A 13,961-nucleotide genomic window follows, 5' to 3' on the forward strand; every position below is an offset into this window, starting at 1 on the left:
AAGATTAAATTGTTAAAAAGAAATTTGTTTTGGCGGGGTATCATCAAACTTTTTTCATATTTCCTAGGCAATTGAAAGGAAGGTATAAATCTTCCTTCAATTCGTGGGAAAGAGTGTGATTTTTGGATATGATAAAACAAGACAATCTGTTCAGACAATCTGTTCATTTTAGGAGGCCTAAGGAAATGACGAATTCAATAAAATTTGATCTGCACACTCACCATCAACGCTGTGGACATGCTATCGGCACAATTGAGGATTATGTAAAGAAAGCCATTGAATATGGCTTGCATTATATTGGGATTTCTGATCATTCTCCATATTTTTATAGCGAGGACGACCATCTCTACCCAACTATTGCAATGGCAAAAAGTGAACTTGTTCCTTATATTGAAGAAGTACTTCGTTTAAAAGTGAAATATGAAGGTAAAATTCACGTGTTATTAGGAATGGAAAGTGATTTCTTCCCTGATCACATTGAAGTTTACCGTGATCAATATCTTTTACACCCTTTTGACTACATAATTGGATCTGTTCATTATGTTCATGACATTAGCATTTTTAAAAGAGGGCGTTGGAATGGTTTGACCTCTAAAGAACAGTCAAGAATAAAGGATGAATACTATGATTTAATACAGCAATCTGCAAAAAGCGGAGTGTTTCAAATCTTAGGCCATATTGATGCAATGAAAGGGTTTTACCCAGCCTTTTCATCCATTGAAACTGACAGTATTGAAAAAACGTTAAAAATCATTAGTCAAGAAGATATCGCCATTGAAATCAATACCTCTGGTAAAACAAAAGATTGCGGTGGGTGGTATCCTGCAGATGACATTTTAGAACGAGCTCTTTTCTATAATGTGAAGGTAACATTTGGATCAGATTCACATACACCTGAACGTATTGGAGATGAATTTGAACAAGTAAAAAAAAGACTAAAGGAAATCGGCTTTTCTGAGTGGGCTTTCTTTGTTAACAAGCAAAGGATTCTCACTCCACTTTGATCTTCTTAGTCAAAAGGAATAGAACTTGTCCAATCGCTTGAGCGTCCTGTAACAATGTATATCGGAGGGATGGAATGATGTTTTCAATCCTTTTGCTACTAAGAAGGGCGATGCACAAAAAAACTCGTGTACAGGTATCGATAATGATCCTGCTTGGAATTTCATTACACCCATCATCTTATCAAAGAATCGGTACCAATTTTTTTTATAAACATAAAATAATCATTAAGCATCCTGTAATAAAAATTTTAGCACGATTGGTTACAAGTTTTTACCCGTTCATTTCAACGAATCCTAGCATAAAATCAAAATATTTAGGGAACTAATAACTTACCATTCGTTAATCTTATTAAAAGGAGTTGATTTTGGGTATGATTGATAACCCATTGTATAAAAAGAATGACGAAAACTCTGTAGAGTCAGATGAAGGTAAGCCTGTTTTCAACTCTTCAATAGGGCGATCCGAAGCCCCTCCAATAACTCCGTCAAAAGATCCTGAATTCGATCTTTTTGGCACAGTATTAAATGGGTATCTTTAATTTATACTTCCTTATTCAATATACCTTCAGAACATGTGAATGGTATTAGAGCATTAGATTTTAAGACCTACAACATTATAAATTCCTATAAAGAAGAGCACATATTAGTCACGTATAATATGTGCTTTCCTTTTATTAAATTAAAGCGCCCTTTTCGTTAATGATATTCCTTTGGCTCTTCAGGTTAGTCTATCTCACCTGGAATTAACACTTCTCCAATTTTATCAATTGAGTCAACTATCGCTGCCTGCCCCTTTAGTAACATAAGAAAAAAGGTTGCATCAGCAACCTCCCTTTGAAGTAAGCCCTCTCTTTCATGAAATAGCTGAAGCTGTTCTGTTTTAGTTCCCCGGGTAAGCCTTGTTTCCTGACTGCTGCACTTGTACCTTGTCCCCTATTTCAATGGACAACAAATCCTCACCTACTAAAACGGTTCCTCCATATGTTTTTTTAGTTCTTTCGAGCAAATTAGCTTTTTCTTCTGTTAATCCACCCAATAATACTATATGTGAGTACACAGCAAGTTTTGGTTGTATTTGGCTAAAGACTTTACCTGCTTCCTCCGGTGTAGTGTGAAGATCAAGAATATTGGCGATTGATTCTGATTGATTATCAGGTTTTGCAGCTGCAACCTCATGAATAACTACGTCAGCACCTTTAGCAAATGTAATTAGATTTTCATTATAGCGGGTGTCACCTGAGATAACTACTGAATGTCCTTTGTAATTAACCCGATAACCGAAAGCAGGCTCAATTGATTTATGGTCTACCTTGAAGGCTATTACTTCAATTCCCTTTTTGTTATAGACAATGCCCTCCTTGATATCTTTTGCCGTAATACTTGCTCCTTCCACGTTACCATTTCCAGAGTCATCCCTTGCATCCAAATCGGCTTTAAATGCTTTATGCATATGTAACATCATTTTCTCGGTTCCCTTAGGTCCCCAAATGTTAAATGCTTGCTCTCTTTTCCCTCCTGTTGGTAAAGAACCTGTAAGCCATACGTCTGGTATGCCGATTGTATGATCCGAATGCAAATGAGTAAGAAACAACTTATCTACACTGCCTGGTAACATATTCGCTTTATATAATTGTAAAGCAGTTCCGCGTCCAGCATCAAAGAGGAGTTTTTCATTACCAACTTCTACAAGAGTAGCTGGACCGGAGCGGGATGTACTTAAAAGTGGAGAACCTGTTCCTAATAGGGTTACTTTAAAGTCGGTTTGCTTTACAGCAGTTTGGCCAAAAGAAGGAAGTAAAAATGATAATGATAGAATTATTGAAACCACCGACAAAAAACCAAAAGAAGTATTCCTTATTCTTTTCTTCATAAAAAAAACCTCCTGCCAGATTATTTGACTTTACACAAGGAAAACCCACTTGTTTCAAATATAAAACTACGTTTCTAAAAAACAATAACGCAAACTAAATATTACAATATTTTTAATATTCAGTCAATAACACCCAAAATAAAATCATGTATATTGTTTTAACCTTCCATCAAGATAACTGGACTCAATTCGGGAAAGAAGCTGAAATAATCTTACACAATATTGGATTTCATATTGGATCAATTGTTCATACTATATAAAAAATAACTGTTCAAGAAGGAGTTTATATGCCAAACGAAAAAAATAATCCAGCTCAACAAAAAAGTCAGGTTAGTCGATTAAACGAAGTGATGGAAGTAGATACAGATGTCAATGAAGATCCTAATCGGGAGAAATTATTAGATGACTCAGTTGATTCTTTTCTAAAATCGAAAAAAGAACAGGAATATTAGAGGAGGAATTGTGGTCGTTAATGTCTTGTTTAAGAAATGTTGTTATTATATTACAAATGGGCCCCTCATTAAGCATTTGAGCGGCCCATTTTGTATTTCATCAACGCATATTTTCCTTAACAGCAAGACTCTCAATTATGTTGTCTTAATGCACTAAAGCTTTCATTAGTTGAAAATGACGTTATAATGTTAGTGGAATGATTGTATTCGAAAAAAGGAGGTTCGTTTCTATGAATATTTTAATTTTGGGTGCAACTGGACGAGTTGGGGGTCAATTAGTTACTTATGGTCTGCAAGATAAGCATCATGTTACAGTTTTAGTTCGCACTCCAGAGAAGATTGGAATAAACAATGCCAATTTAACCATTATTCAAGGTAATGTTTTAAATAAAGAAGATATAGTTCGTGCCATGCATGGGATTGATGTTGTTATTAGTGCGCTTAATACTGATGGGACAACCACTTTATCAGCAAGTATGCCCCTGATTATCGAAGCAATGAAAAACGAAGGAATACAACGAATTATAACAATTGGAACAGCAGGAATCCTGCAAAGCAGAACAACCCCCAATTCTCTGCGTTATCAGTCTGGTGAATCAAAGCAAAAGTCTACCCGCGCAGCGAAAGAACATCATAAAGTTTACGATATGCTTAAACAGTCAACACTTCAATGGACGATTGTCTGTCCTACGTATTTGCCCGATGGAGAAAGTGTTGGTATATATCGTGTAGAAGGTGACTTTTTGCCGGAAGATGGGGTTGAAATATCCGTGCCGGATACAGCAGAATTTGCATTCAGCCAAATAAAAAGTAGCGATTATTTAAAATCACGTGTAGGCATTGCCTACTAATAATTCCAATTAGCGATACTCCCCTTTGAAAAAATTTGTTTAATTTTAGATGAAGTAAAGAAACCATCACGTCCGTATATAAAAACAGGTACCCTTTTCGTAAATGCACACAATCAGCTTAACCATTGCCAAGAATATTTTCAGGTTTCATTAGGGCGAAGATTTCGCCCGTACCTTGTTCATGAACCTTCTATTCCATTATGCTATATTTCCCCTCCAAAAATAGCCACATTCTGCCGGTCAGGAGCAAAAGCCAGTCCGTTCCATTTTAAAACGGTCTGTACAAATCCCAGTGAGTCGGCATTGAATCTCCCTGCGATCCTCTGATACGCTTCAAGCTCATATATGCCATCCCTATTGTAATCAACCGGATATAAACCAGATAAAGGATTGACCCATCCTTCTATTGGCGCCTTCAGTACACCATCCTTGTTATATATTTCAGCTAAATAGTCCTTATCCTTATAAGTAAGGTCAAGAATGTACCTTTCTTTTAGGTAAGTACTGTTCACCTTTGCTTTGTAATGGTTTTCATAATTCACATCGTATTTATAGGTTTCATTGAATGGATCTGAATTAAAAATGGTCTTGAGTTGACCGTTAAGATATGCAAAAACATACGCATAAATCGAACCACCGCTTCCTCCTGTATCAATGACCACTAAAATGTCATCCCCCTTATTACCTGTAAAATCACCAAGAAAAAAGGTCGGATTATATCCTGCGTTATTTTTCATGGGAACTTGTTGATATTGATGAGTCCTCCCATTTTGGATAACCAAAGTTATATCCCTCCAAAAAGGGCTATCAGGGGTTTTGTTTGCGGTTAGAAAAACATTGTCCTTTATCCCGTCCCCATCAATGTCGCCTTGCTTTGAGGTCACTATGACTGTTCTGTTGGAGTTCATTTCCCTTGTAAGAACAGTTTGGAGGTTCAGTTGCATGTCTTGCAGTTCCTGCCTTGAAGGATAAGGATTTGGAAACAACAAGGCGTTATCAATCGTTTGCATTGCTTCACTTGTTAACCCGGCCCTGCTTTGAGTCTCAGCCAAACAGTACCAATAATAAGGGTGATTCGTTTCTTGTATTTTTGTGTAATAGTAATGAATCACTTTTCTGATGTCATGCGTATCCAACTTCATCCCACCTGTCTCTTTATTATCAATATAGAATTATATGCGGGAATTTAGTGAATAGCCTTGAATGCATATCCATTGCTGGAAACAACAATATTGTCCTTCTCAAATATATCGCCTAATTATGAATGATGGTCTGGGCATAATACCTTTTAATAAACATATTCGCTTGCATATATTTATTTAATTTGCTATTATAACTGACGAACGTTCGTTAAATTATGAGGTGATAATATTGAAAAGTAATGAAATTAAGGACGCCGCTCTAAAATATTTTACGATTCATGGTTATGAAGGAGCGTCGCTTTCTCAAATAGCTGAAGAAGTCGGCATGAAAAAGCAATCCATTTACGCTCATTTTAAAGGCAAGGATGATCTTTTTCTGCAAGTTTTACGTGATGCGAAAGAGACGGAGCTATCTTCGAAACTCCAATATTTCAGTAAAGTTGATTCAAAAAATCCTGAAAAAGATTTATATGGATTCCTACAATTGGTCATCGATCTTTTCCAAGAAAATGAGCATATAAAGTTTTGGCTGCGTATGTCCTTTTTTCCGCCAGCGCATCTTGAAAAAGAAATCGGGCAGGAAGTGATGGATATCGAGGAAAAAGTGCAGGCGATCCTTGAATGCAAATTCCATGATTGGATCAATGCCAAATTAATCGTCGAAGATGAAGCCATAACGCCGACCTATGCTTTTTTGGGAGTTGTGGATTCCATTTTGCTTGAGCTTGTATACGGCAATGATGAGAAACGGCTGAAGGATAAATTAGCAGCCTCTTGGAAAGTGTTTTGGAGAGGTATAACACAAGAATGATTCACAAAGAAAGTGGTGTTAAAACATGAATAAACCAATTAAAGAACAAAAGGCGGTATTAATTATTCTTCTAAGCAATATATTCATTGCTTTTCTGGGAATTGGTCTCATCATCCCCGTTATGCCGTCATTTATGAATATCATGCATTTATCAGGAAGTACGATGGGCTATCTGGTTGCCGTATTTGCTGTTTCACAGCTTGTTATGTCACCATTCGCAGGTCGTTGGGTTGACCGTTACGGCAGAAAGAAAATCATCATCATCGGCTTATTCCTTTTTGGTGTTTCAGAACTTATCTTCGGTGTAGGGACAAACGTATCCGTGTTCTATTTATCAAGGATCCTTGGGGGAATCAGTGCTGCCTTCATCATGCCAGGTGTTACGGCATATGTTGCAGATATTACATCCGTTCAGGAAAGGCCAAAAGCAATGGGCTATATTTCAGCCGCAATTAGCTTGGGCTTTATAATAGGACCCGGGATCGGTGGCTTTGTTGCAGAATATGGTATACGCTTGCCCTTCTTCCTTGCGGCGGCCATTGCTTTTTTAGCATGCCTTTCATCAATATTCATTTTAAAAGAGCCGATTACAAAGGAACAGCTTGCAAAAGTTTCTGCTAATACAAAGCAAACAAACTTTATGGGCGATTTAAAAAAATCACTAAATCCGCTTTACTTTATTGCATTCATCATTGTATTTGTACTCGCTTTTGGCTTATCAGCCTATGAAACTGTGTTTAGCCTATTTTCTGATCATAAATTCGGTTTCACGCCGAAGGATATTGCAATTATCATTACAATAAGCTCTATTTTCGGAGTTGTTGTACAGGTATTTATGTTTGGAAAGCTGGTAGATATTCTCGGCGAAAAGAAGCTTATCCAATTATGTTTAATCGTTGGTGCCATTTTTGCGGTAGCGTCCACTATGATTTCTAGCTTTTTGGCAGTACTAGTGGTAACTTGCTTCATATTCCTTGCATTTGACCTGCTTCGTCCGGCATTGACGACATTTTTATCAAAAGCTGCCGGGAAAGAACAAGGATTCGTTGCTGGAATGAACTCCACCTATACGAGCTTAGGGAATATCGCCGGGCCATCTATGGGAGGATTGCTTTTTGACGTAAACATCCACTACCCTTATCTTTTCGCTGCTGTCATTATCGTCATTGGCCTTGGCATTACAGTCATTTGGAAAGAAAACCGATTGACAGAAAGCTTAGCGAAATAATTAAAGTTCGGGATTGTTATTTGTATCTTTCCTTTTCGACCCCTGGAAACTCTCAAACTTGAAAGATGATATTCTTTTAAAAAACCCCTTTGTCCATTTGGGCAAGGGGGTTTTTTAGAACGCGATTCTTACTACTTTCAGTCACCCCTATATTATGAGCCCTCCGCCAAAATCAACCGGCAGGGAATTGTTTGGCAAGCAATATGTAGTAAAACTATTAAAGATGTTTGAATCACTTCCCAGTCATGACATTTTAGCAACAGTAACGAAGTTTACAGCAAAGTCGATTGTGGAGAACTATCGAAATTTCATCTTTCCAAAAACCTATATTGAAGAAGTGATTATTGGCGGCGGTAGCAGCTATAACAAAATGTTATTAAATATGATTCAATCACTGCTTGGAAATTCTATTCAAGTTTTGACTCAAGAAGAGTTGGGATACTCTTCTGAAGCGAAGGAAGCGGTGGCCTTTGCCTTACTTGCAAATGAGACTTTCCATGGTAATACAAGTAACGTTCCCAATGCTTCCGGTGCTGACTTCGATGTCACCCTTGGAAACATGACCTTCCCTCCTTCATATCTGAAGGGACGCAAAAATGCTTTTTTAACCTTTAAAAAGAGTAAAAGGCACATCGATATTAGATGTGCCTTCCACTCTTTTTTCACCTAAAGAATCATGGCCGACTCTTCAGATTTTTTACTGGCCAAGCTGCATGGATACATACTTCACTTCTAAATATTCATCCATGCCATAGTGTCCCCCTTCCCTGCCTAAACCACTTTCCTTCATTCCTCCAAATGGTGCTTGGGCAGTGGATGGGGCACTGTCATTAATACCGACAATCCCATATTCAAGAGCATCCGAATAGGCAACTGCCTTATTTAATGACTCGGTATACACGTAAGCTGCCAAGCCAAAATTCGTGTTATTGGCTCGATCTATCGCTTCTTGATCGGTTTTGAATGTACTGACTGGCGCAATCGGCCCAAACGTTTCTTCCTGCATGCACAGCATATCATCCGTTACATTGGAAAGTATGGCTGGTGCGATAAAATGGCCTTGTTTTTCATCGACTTTAGAAGTGTTATGGATGATAGCCCCTTTACTTGCTGCATCCTCTAATTGAAGCTGAACTTTTTTAACTGCGGCTCCATCTATCAATGGACCAAGATCGGTTCCTTTCATTCCATTTCCAACCTTCAAAGTTAAAACGGCTTCTTCAAAAGCTTGTAAAAACGGCTGTTCGATTGTCTCATGGACGAATATTCGATTCGCACAAATACATGTTTGTCCAGCATTCCTGAATTTCGATTGAATTAAACCATTTACAGCTTCTTCGATATTCGCATCCTCAGCAATGATGAACGGAGCCAATCCACCGAGTTCAAGCGAGACTTTTTTTACTGTTTCTGCGGCTTTTTTCATTAGATGTTTCCCTACAGGAGTGGAGCCGGTAAATGTGATCTTTTTAACACGTGAATCATTCATCCACACGTCTGATACATCTCCCGGTTTCTGTGTAGTTACAATATTTATCACACCTGCCGGAATGCCTGCTTCATGGGCACTTTCAACTAATAGCAAAGCGGTCAAAGGCGTTTGTTCCGCTGGTTTGATGACCACGGTACATCCTGCGGCAAGGGCTGGCGCCACTTTCCTCGTAATCATGGCAGCAGGAAAATTCCAAGGGGTAATGGCAGCAACGACACCGACTGCCTGCTTTTGCACAAAAATACGCTTTGATGCAACAGAGGCTGGTATGATTTCCCCGTAGTTGCGCTTTGCTTCTTCAGCGTACCATTTCACGAAACTTGAAGCATATTTCATTTCACCTTTTGCCTCTGCCAATGGCTTTCCTTGTTCCAGTGTCATGACCGTTGCAATTTCATCCAGCCTGTTCTCAATGATCGTGTACCACTTCTCAAGTAATTCCGCCCTATGGTATGCACTTGTTTTCGACCAAGTCAGAAAAGCAGCCTGAGCTGCATCCACTGCAGCCTTTGCCTCTTTTTCGTTAGCGTCCGGAACATAGCCCACAGGCTCCAATGTTGCTGGATTTTCCACTACAAAATGACTTTCTGTATGAATAGATTCCCCGTTTATATAAATTGGCCATTTTTCCACTACTTTTTTCATCCTGCTTTAATCTCCTCTTCATCTTCATGATCTGTAAAAGTCTTATCATTCTCTCCTTTGAAAAAGTCCTTGCCATATAAAAGGGCACATAATAGAATTCCTGCTGCAAACGCCATTCCAGCACCTTTTATAACAAGGATGGCAGCAACGACCCCTGCAATTCCCAGGTCGCGTTGGCTCTTCGCCTGCATCACGCCTACGCGTACGCTAACATATCCTTGAACCAAAAGCGTTAAGGCCAAGGCCACACCGAGAATTGGTTCCACCAAGCTGACTACCGGCAATAAGAATAAACCTGTATTCGTACCCCAACGGAACGAGCCTGCACCGCCGAAGAAAGAATTCATGGCTTTCTTGCCATTCTTGAACCGTTCCACAACCACGACCTGCATGGCTGCCCACAAGGGACCGCACATTGTTATATCGGGTCCGATAAAACTCATGATCACATTTCGGCCACCAAAAATTAAATGAGCTCTGTTTGGATTATAGTCCACTTTTTCATCTTCCCTGATCTCATCGGATTCAGAAAGCAGCGCTTTTGTTTTGAGTACATCCCCGAATACGACTAAATAAGTAGCAAAAACAGCTGGAATCGCACTTACAAAGAAGGTCAAGGCAGGAAAACCTAAACCGAAAACAGTATAGTCTGACCAAAGTGTAGCAAAATCCGGACTGCTGAATCCCCATTGGATATCAGGCCATTTTGCTTCTCCAAAAATTGGGGCTACAAAGACCGCAAGCAAAATTGCTGGCAATATCCCTAAATTTCCTATGAATATCCAAACTTTATTTCGCATTTTCAATTTTCCAAAACTTTTCGAAAAAAGTAGATAAAAGGCAAAGCCGATACAAATGCTTATTGTATAAGGAAATAAATCAAACTTTCCACCCACTTCAAAAATGGAAACGACAGCACCTATACCCGCTCCTAAAATAATGCCTGATTTGATTGCATTTGGCACTAATCGCACGACCTTACTGGCAAGTCCGGTCATTCCTAGCAATATCGATAAAATACCTAATGTTAGTTGAAATGCAACGAGTGCATAGACCCGATCAGGTCCTTCGGGAAATTGCCCGACGAACAATACAAGCAATGGCACCGCAGGTGTAATCCAACCTGGTATAACTGGGTCCCCGAGTAAATGATGTGCCAAGTATAATAATCCATTCAAGACAACGACGGCTAGAGCCACATCAAAAGGCATACCCAGATGGTCTGCAAGCAGTGTAATCGCTCCAAGGTCAACTGCGCACATCAATAAGCCTTGAACATAGTCAGGCCACTCAAAACGATAATGGACAATTGGCAGTCTAATTTTAAAAGGTCCCGCAGGTATATACGATGTCTCTTCTCCATAGCGACGGTTTTTCCATTTCATATTGTTTCCTCCACTTAAAAGCAATAGGCTGAACGGTAGATTTTTTCGATATCCCGGACGTTTAACGCACGGGGATTATTGCGAAGTAAACGGACTTGTTTGATGGCCTCAGCAGCCATTTCACTTAAAGCCGATTCAGGAATGTCAAATTCACTTAGTGACTGTGGTATATCAACATAACGGCATATTCTGGTCATCGCTTCTATAGCCTTATCCGCTGCCTCATCATCATTTAAATGATTGACTTTCTCTCCAAGTGCTTCAGCAATCTCGCGGAACCTTTCCAAACATGCAATTTTATTCCACTTCATGACAAATGGCAGTAATAATGAATTGCTGACGCCATGTGATAAATGGAAGCGGCCTCCAAGCGGATAAGCTAAGGCATGAACAGCTCCAACACCAGCATTGCCAAAAGCTAACCCTGCCATAAGGCTTCCAGTGATCATCGCTTCCCGTGCTTCCAGATTATCTGGCGCAGCATAAGCCTTTGGTAAATTCTTTGCGATTAACTTCATGGCCCCAATTGCCAAAGCATCCGTAACGGGAGAAGAAAATTTGGAAATATAAGCCTCGACCGCATGAACAAGTGCATCCACTCCACTCGCAGCAGTCACACTTGGCGGGCAAGTCAACGTCATGACAGGCGATACAATCGCTACATCCGGTAAAAGATACGGACTTACAATCCCCTTCTTAACCTGTTCTTTTTTGTCCGATAAAATCGAAATATTCGTCACTTCTGAACCGGTTCCTGCCGTCGTCGGTATGGCTATTAAAGGTAGACCTGGAACTTCAATCAAGTTCGTACCGAAATATGTCTCGATGCTACCTGAATTCGTAGCCATGACGGAAGAAGCTTTCGCAATATCCATCGCACTTCCACCGCCTACCGCAATCAGTCCATCATGTTTTCCATCCTTGATTGACCGTACACATTGCTCAACGATTTCAATTTCCGGTTCTGGATTCACATCCGAAAAAATACCACATTCTGTAGAAAGTAAATCCTTAACCCTTTGCACAACCCCAGCACCCACTAAAACTTTATCTGTAACTATCAACGGATTCTTCATCCCTAATCGCGTAACCTCATCAGTCAGCTGCTGTAAAGAATCTGCTCCTGTCACCAATTTGTTAGCCATAGAAAAAATAGAAATATTCATGGTTATCTCCCCTTTCATGTATTTACTAATGCAGGAATCATGCCAAAGTGTGAAAACGCTTAATTCTTAAGGGGGATAACCTTTTTTTCATGGGTAACAGTATAAATAATGAGTAGAAATCAAATCAAAAAAACTAATTTGATTCGTTTTCTAATCGCATGTGAAATTTTTTCATTTTTTGCACCAAAGCGCTTTGACTGATATCCAAAGAGATGGCAGCGGCCCTTGTAGTCCCATACTTCTTCATCGCATTCAGGATCAGGGAACGCTCCAGCTCGGAAACGGCTTCCTTCAAAGAATGTGTTGTCGGTTTTTTTGATAAGACCGGCTGGATGAAAGATGGTAAATTAGGCAAATCAATCGTATCATCATAAGTCGTGACGACCAGCCGCTCTGCAAGACTCGCAAGCTCACGTATATTGCCTGGCCACGAATAGTTCGTCAGCCATTCATAGCATTCCGGTGTCATCTTTTTCTTTTCATTATATTTTTCATTGAATTTTTTCAAATACATTTCTAAAAGCGGGATCGTTTCTTCCTTTCGCTGGCGTAAAGGCGGGACTTCAAAGGAAACGATATTAAGCCGGTAATAAAGATCTTCGCGGAAAGATCCTTCTTGCACGAGGGAGGCCAGATCGCGATGGGTGGCTGTAATTAACCTGACATCCACTTCTTTCATTTCGGTAGAACCTACTCTCATAAACTTGTTTTCTTCTACCACTTTCAAAAGTTTTACCTGTAGCTCTAAGGGTAAATCTCCAATTTCATCCAAAAATAACGTGCCACCATTCACTTTCTCAAAAATCCCCATTTTCCCATTCTTAAGGGATCCGGTAAATGCCCCTGGTTCATATCCAAAAAGTTCAGATTCCACCAAGTTCGCTGGGATGGCTCCGCAATTTAATTCAAGGAAAATTTTTTCCTTCCTGGAGCTTTTGGCATGTAAGTACTTGGCGATTAAACTCTTCCCTACTCCCGTTTCCCCCTGCAACAAGACCTTCGCATCCGTTTTAGCTACTTTATCAGCCAATTTGAATAAAGGAGTTGTAGAGGGACCAATGATTATTTCCTGTAAATTCACCTGTTCCGAGCCAGGCAATAATTGAGAAATAGGTTGAAAAGATAACTTTTGGCTGTCGATCGTATACTTCATCCGGATTAATTCAGTAATATCCCTAACACTATTAATGACAAATATGACTTCATTCTGTGGCGATAGAATAGGTGTGGCCGATACGATAATCTTTCTTCCATTTCGAATTCTTTGTGTTAAAGTAACTTGATTCTTCGTTCGAATGGAGTCCAATGAAGCTGAAACGGATATCATGCCTTGCTCAACTAAATAACTCATCGGTTTTCCGATGATTTCCTCTTCTCTTATTCCAGTAATACGCTGATACGCTTGATTGATAAATAATGTCGTTCCATCCCCATCCGTGATATACACGCCATCATACAGGGCATTAAATACAACCCTGCATAAATCACTCTCGAAGAATGCTTGAAATTGTTCATAGGGTATTGAGTAATTTCGTAAATTTTGCAGCGGTGCATTAACGGTAATGAAATGAGAAATTGGCTTCGTCAAATCACTCTGCTGCACTGCCGCAGATAACGCCTCTATAGTCAAAAATCCGATGAAATCCTCTGAATCATCCAAAACTTCCACTTCAGTGCTTCCTATCGGAAAACATGATATCGCTTCCTCCACTGTCATATCCGAATAAAACTTAGTCATCAATCTTCACTCCTAACGTGTTCCCTGACTGGTCTTAACATTGATAGAACACTTCTTCCTTGATTGAAGTAATCTTTGACAGTCAAGGCACTTCCTCTCTATTTGTGAGCATTATGTAATGTCTTTTCCTTTTTAATGATACTATGTACGACAATCAACAACACCAAGAATAAATGC

General features: G+C 39.4%; 12 protein-coding genes and 1 pseudogene. 7 read left to right on the plus strand and 6 right to left on the minus strand.

What is annotated here, in order from left to right; genetic code table 11:
* Positions 1-185: 185 nt before the first annotated feature.
* Positions 186-1,004 carry a histidinol-phosphatase gene (locus ACIQZD_RS00345; RefSeq protein ID WP_402897168.1) on the plus strand — a complete coding sequence of 273 codons (819 nt, stop codon included), beginning with the start codon at positions 186-188 and terminating at the stop codon, positions 1,002-1,004.
* Between the two features lie 365 nt (positions 1,005-1,369).
* Positions 1,370-1,543, plus strand: coding sequence for a hypothetical protein (locus ACIQZD_RS00350; protein WP_402897170.1), 174 nt, complete (start codon positions 1,370-1,372; stop codon positions 1,541-1,543).
* A 341-nt stretch (positions 1,544-1,884) separates the two neighbouring features.
* On the opposite strand, the gene ACIQZD_RS00355 is transcribed toward ACIQZD_RS00350, so the two are convergent.
* Positions 1,885-2,874 carry an MBL fold metallo-hydrolase gene (locus ACIQZD_RS00355; RefSeq protein WP_402897172.1) on the minus strand — a complete coding sequence of 330 codons (990 nt, stop codon included), beginning with the start codon at positions 2,872-2,874 and terminating at the stop codon, positions 1,885-1,887.
* 287 nt (positions 2,875-3,161) lie between these two features.
* Between ACIQZD_RS00355 and ACIQZD_RS00360 the strand changes: the two genes are divergently transcribed.
* Both ACIQZD_RS00360 and ACIQZD_RS00365 read left to right on the plus strand, forming a co-directional pair.
* Entirely contained in the window at positions 3,162-3,326 is a 165-nt protein-coding gene (locus ACIQZD_RS00360; protein WP_402897174.1) for a hypothetical protein, read from the plus strand.
* A gap of 230 nt (positions 3,327-3,556) precedes the next feature.
* The gene (locus tag ACIQZD_RS00365) at positions 3,557-4,177 is read left to right on the plus strand and encodes an NAD(P)-dependent oxidoreductase (RefSeq protein ID WP_402897176.1); all 621 of its coding nucleotides are present in this window, start codon (positions 3,557-3,559) and stop codon (positions 4,175-4,177) included.
* A gap of 203 nt (positions 4,178-4,380) precedes the next feature.
* Here the strand turns inward: ACIQZD_RS00365 and ACIQZD_RS00370 are convergent, their stop codons facing one another.
* Entirely contained in the window at positions 4,381-5,121 is a 741-nt protein-coding gene (locus tag ACIQZD_RS00370; RefSeq protein ID WP_402899813.1) for a VCBS repeat-containing protein, read from the minus strand.
* 418 nt (positions 5,122-5,539) lie between these two features.
* Between ACIQZD_RS00370 and ACIQZD_RS00375 the strand changes: the two genes are divergently transcribed.
* From ACIQZD_RS00375 to ACIQZD_RS00385, 3 genes and pseudogenes are all read left to right on the plus strand, one after another.
* Complete coding sequence (locus tag ACIQZD_RS00375) at positions 5,540-6,130, plus strand: TetR/AcrR family transcriptional regulator (RefSeq protein ID WP_402897178.1); 591 nt, start codon at positions 5,540-5,542, stop codon at positions 6,128-6,130.
* 25 nt (positions 6,131-6,155) lie between these two features.
* On the plus strand, positions 6,156-7,358 hold the full coding sequence (locus tag ACIQZD_RS00380) for an MFS transporter (RefSeq protein ID WP_402897180.1): 1,203 nt from the start codon (positions 6,156-6,158) through the stop codon (positions 7,356-7,358).
* Between the two features lie 139 nt (positions 7,359-7,497).
* A pseudogene (locus ACIQZD_RS00385) lies at positions 7,498-7,935 on the plus strand (anhydro-N-acetylmuramic acid kinase); the annotation flags it as partial.
* Positions 7,936-8,055: 120 nt separating this feature from the next.
* Here the strand turns inward: ACIQZD_RS00385 and ACIQZD_RS00390 are convergent.
* From ACIQZD_RS00390 to ACIQZD_RS00405, 4 genes are all read right to left on the minus strand, one after another.
* Positions 8,056-9,495 (minus strand): NAD-dependent succinate-semialdehyde dehydrogenase, encoded by a 1,440-nt coding sequence (locus ACIQZD_RS00390; protein ID WP_402897182.1) that lies wholly within the window; start codon positions 9,493-9,495, stop codon positions 8,056-8,058.
* Positions 9,492-10,880 carry a hypothetical protein gene (locus tag ACIQZD_RS00395; RefSeq protein ID WP_402897184.1) on the minus strand — a complete coding sequence of 463 codons (1,389 nt, stop codon included), beginning with the start codon at positions 10,878-10,880 and terminating at the stop codon, positions 9,492-9,494. The genes ACIQZD_RS00390 and ACIQZD_RS00395 overlap by 4 nt, the downstream gene beginning before the upstream one ends.
* 14 nt (positions 10,881-10,894) lie before the next feature.
* Positions 10,895-12,046 carry an iron-containing alcohol dehydrogenase gene (locus ACIQZD_RS00400; protein ID WP_402897186.1) on the minus strand — a complete coding sequence of 384 codons (1,152 nt, stop codon included), beginning with the start codon at positions 12,044-12,046 and terminating at the stop codon, positions 10,895-10,897.
* Between the two features lie 133 nt (positions 12,047-12,179).
* Positions 12,180-13,784, minus strand: coding sequence for a sigma-54 interaction domain-containing protein (locus tag ACIQZD_RS00405; RefSeq protein WP_402897190.1), 1,605 nt, complete (start codon positions 13,782-13,784; stop codon positions 12,180-12,182).
* Between the last annotated feature and the right edge of the window lie 177 nt (positions 13,785-13,961).

This window comes from Peribacillus sp. NPDC096447, assembly GCF_044762725.1.
Taxonomy (GTDB): domain Bacteria; phylum Bacillota; class Bacilli; order Bacillales; family DSM-1321; genus Peribacillus.

Bases quoted from the DNA above. Each gene is read 5' to 3' on its own strand.
- ACIQZD_RS00345 (WP_402897168.1), top strand. From the start codon at position 186: ATGACGAATTCAATAAAATTTGATCTGCACACTCACCATCAACGCTGT.
- ACIQZD_RS00355 (WP_402897172.1), bottom strand. From the start codon at position 2,874: ATGAAGAAAAGAATAAGGAATACTTCTTTTGGTTTTTTGTCGGTGGTT.
- ACIQZD_RS00360 (WP_402897174.1), top strand. From the start codon at position 3,162: ATGCCAAACGAAAAAAATAATCCAGCTCAACAAAAAAGTCAGGTTAGT.
- ACIQZD_RS00365 (WP_402897176.1), top strand. From the start codon at position 3,557: ATGAATATTTTAATTTTGGGTGCAACTGGACGAGTTGGGGGTCAATTA.
- ACIQZD_RS00370 (WP_402899813.1), bottom strand. From the start codon at position 5,121: ATGCAACTGAACCTCCAAACTGTTCTTACAAGGGAAATGAACTCCAAC.
- ACIQZD_RS00380 (WP_402897180.1), top strand. From the start codon at position 6,156: ATGAATAAACCAATTAAAGAACAAAAGGCGGTATTAATTATTCTTCTA.
- ACIQZD_RS00390 (WP_402897182.1), bottom strand. From the start codon at position 9,495: ATGAAAAAAGTAGTGGAAAAATGGCCAATTTATATAAACGGGGAATCT.
- ACIQZD_RS00395 (WP_402897184.1), bottom strand. From the start codon at position 10,880: ATGAAATGGAAAAACCGTCGCTATGGAGAAGAGACATCGTATATACCT.
- ACIQZD_RS00400 (WP_402897186.1), bottom strand. From the start codon at position 12,046: ATGAATATTTCTATTTTTTCTATGGCTAACAAATTGGTGACAGGAGCA.
- ACIQZD_RS00405 (WP_402897190.1), bottom strand. From the start codon at position 13,784: ATGACTAAGTTTTATTCGGATATGACAGTGGAGGAAGCGATATCATGT.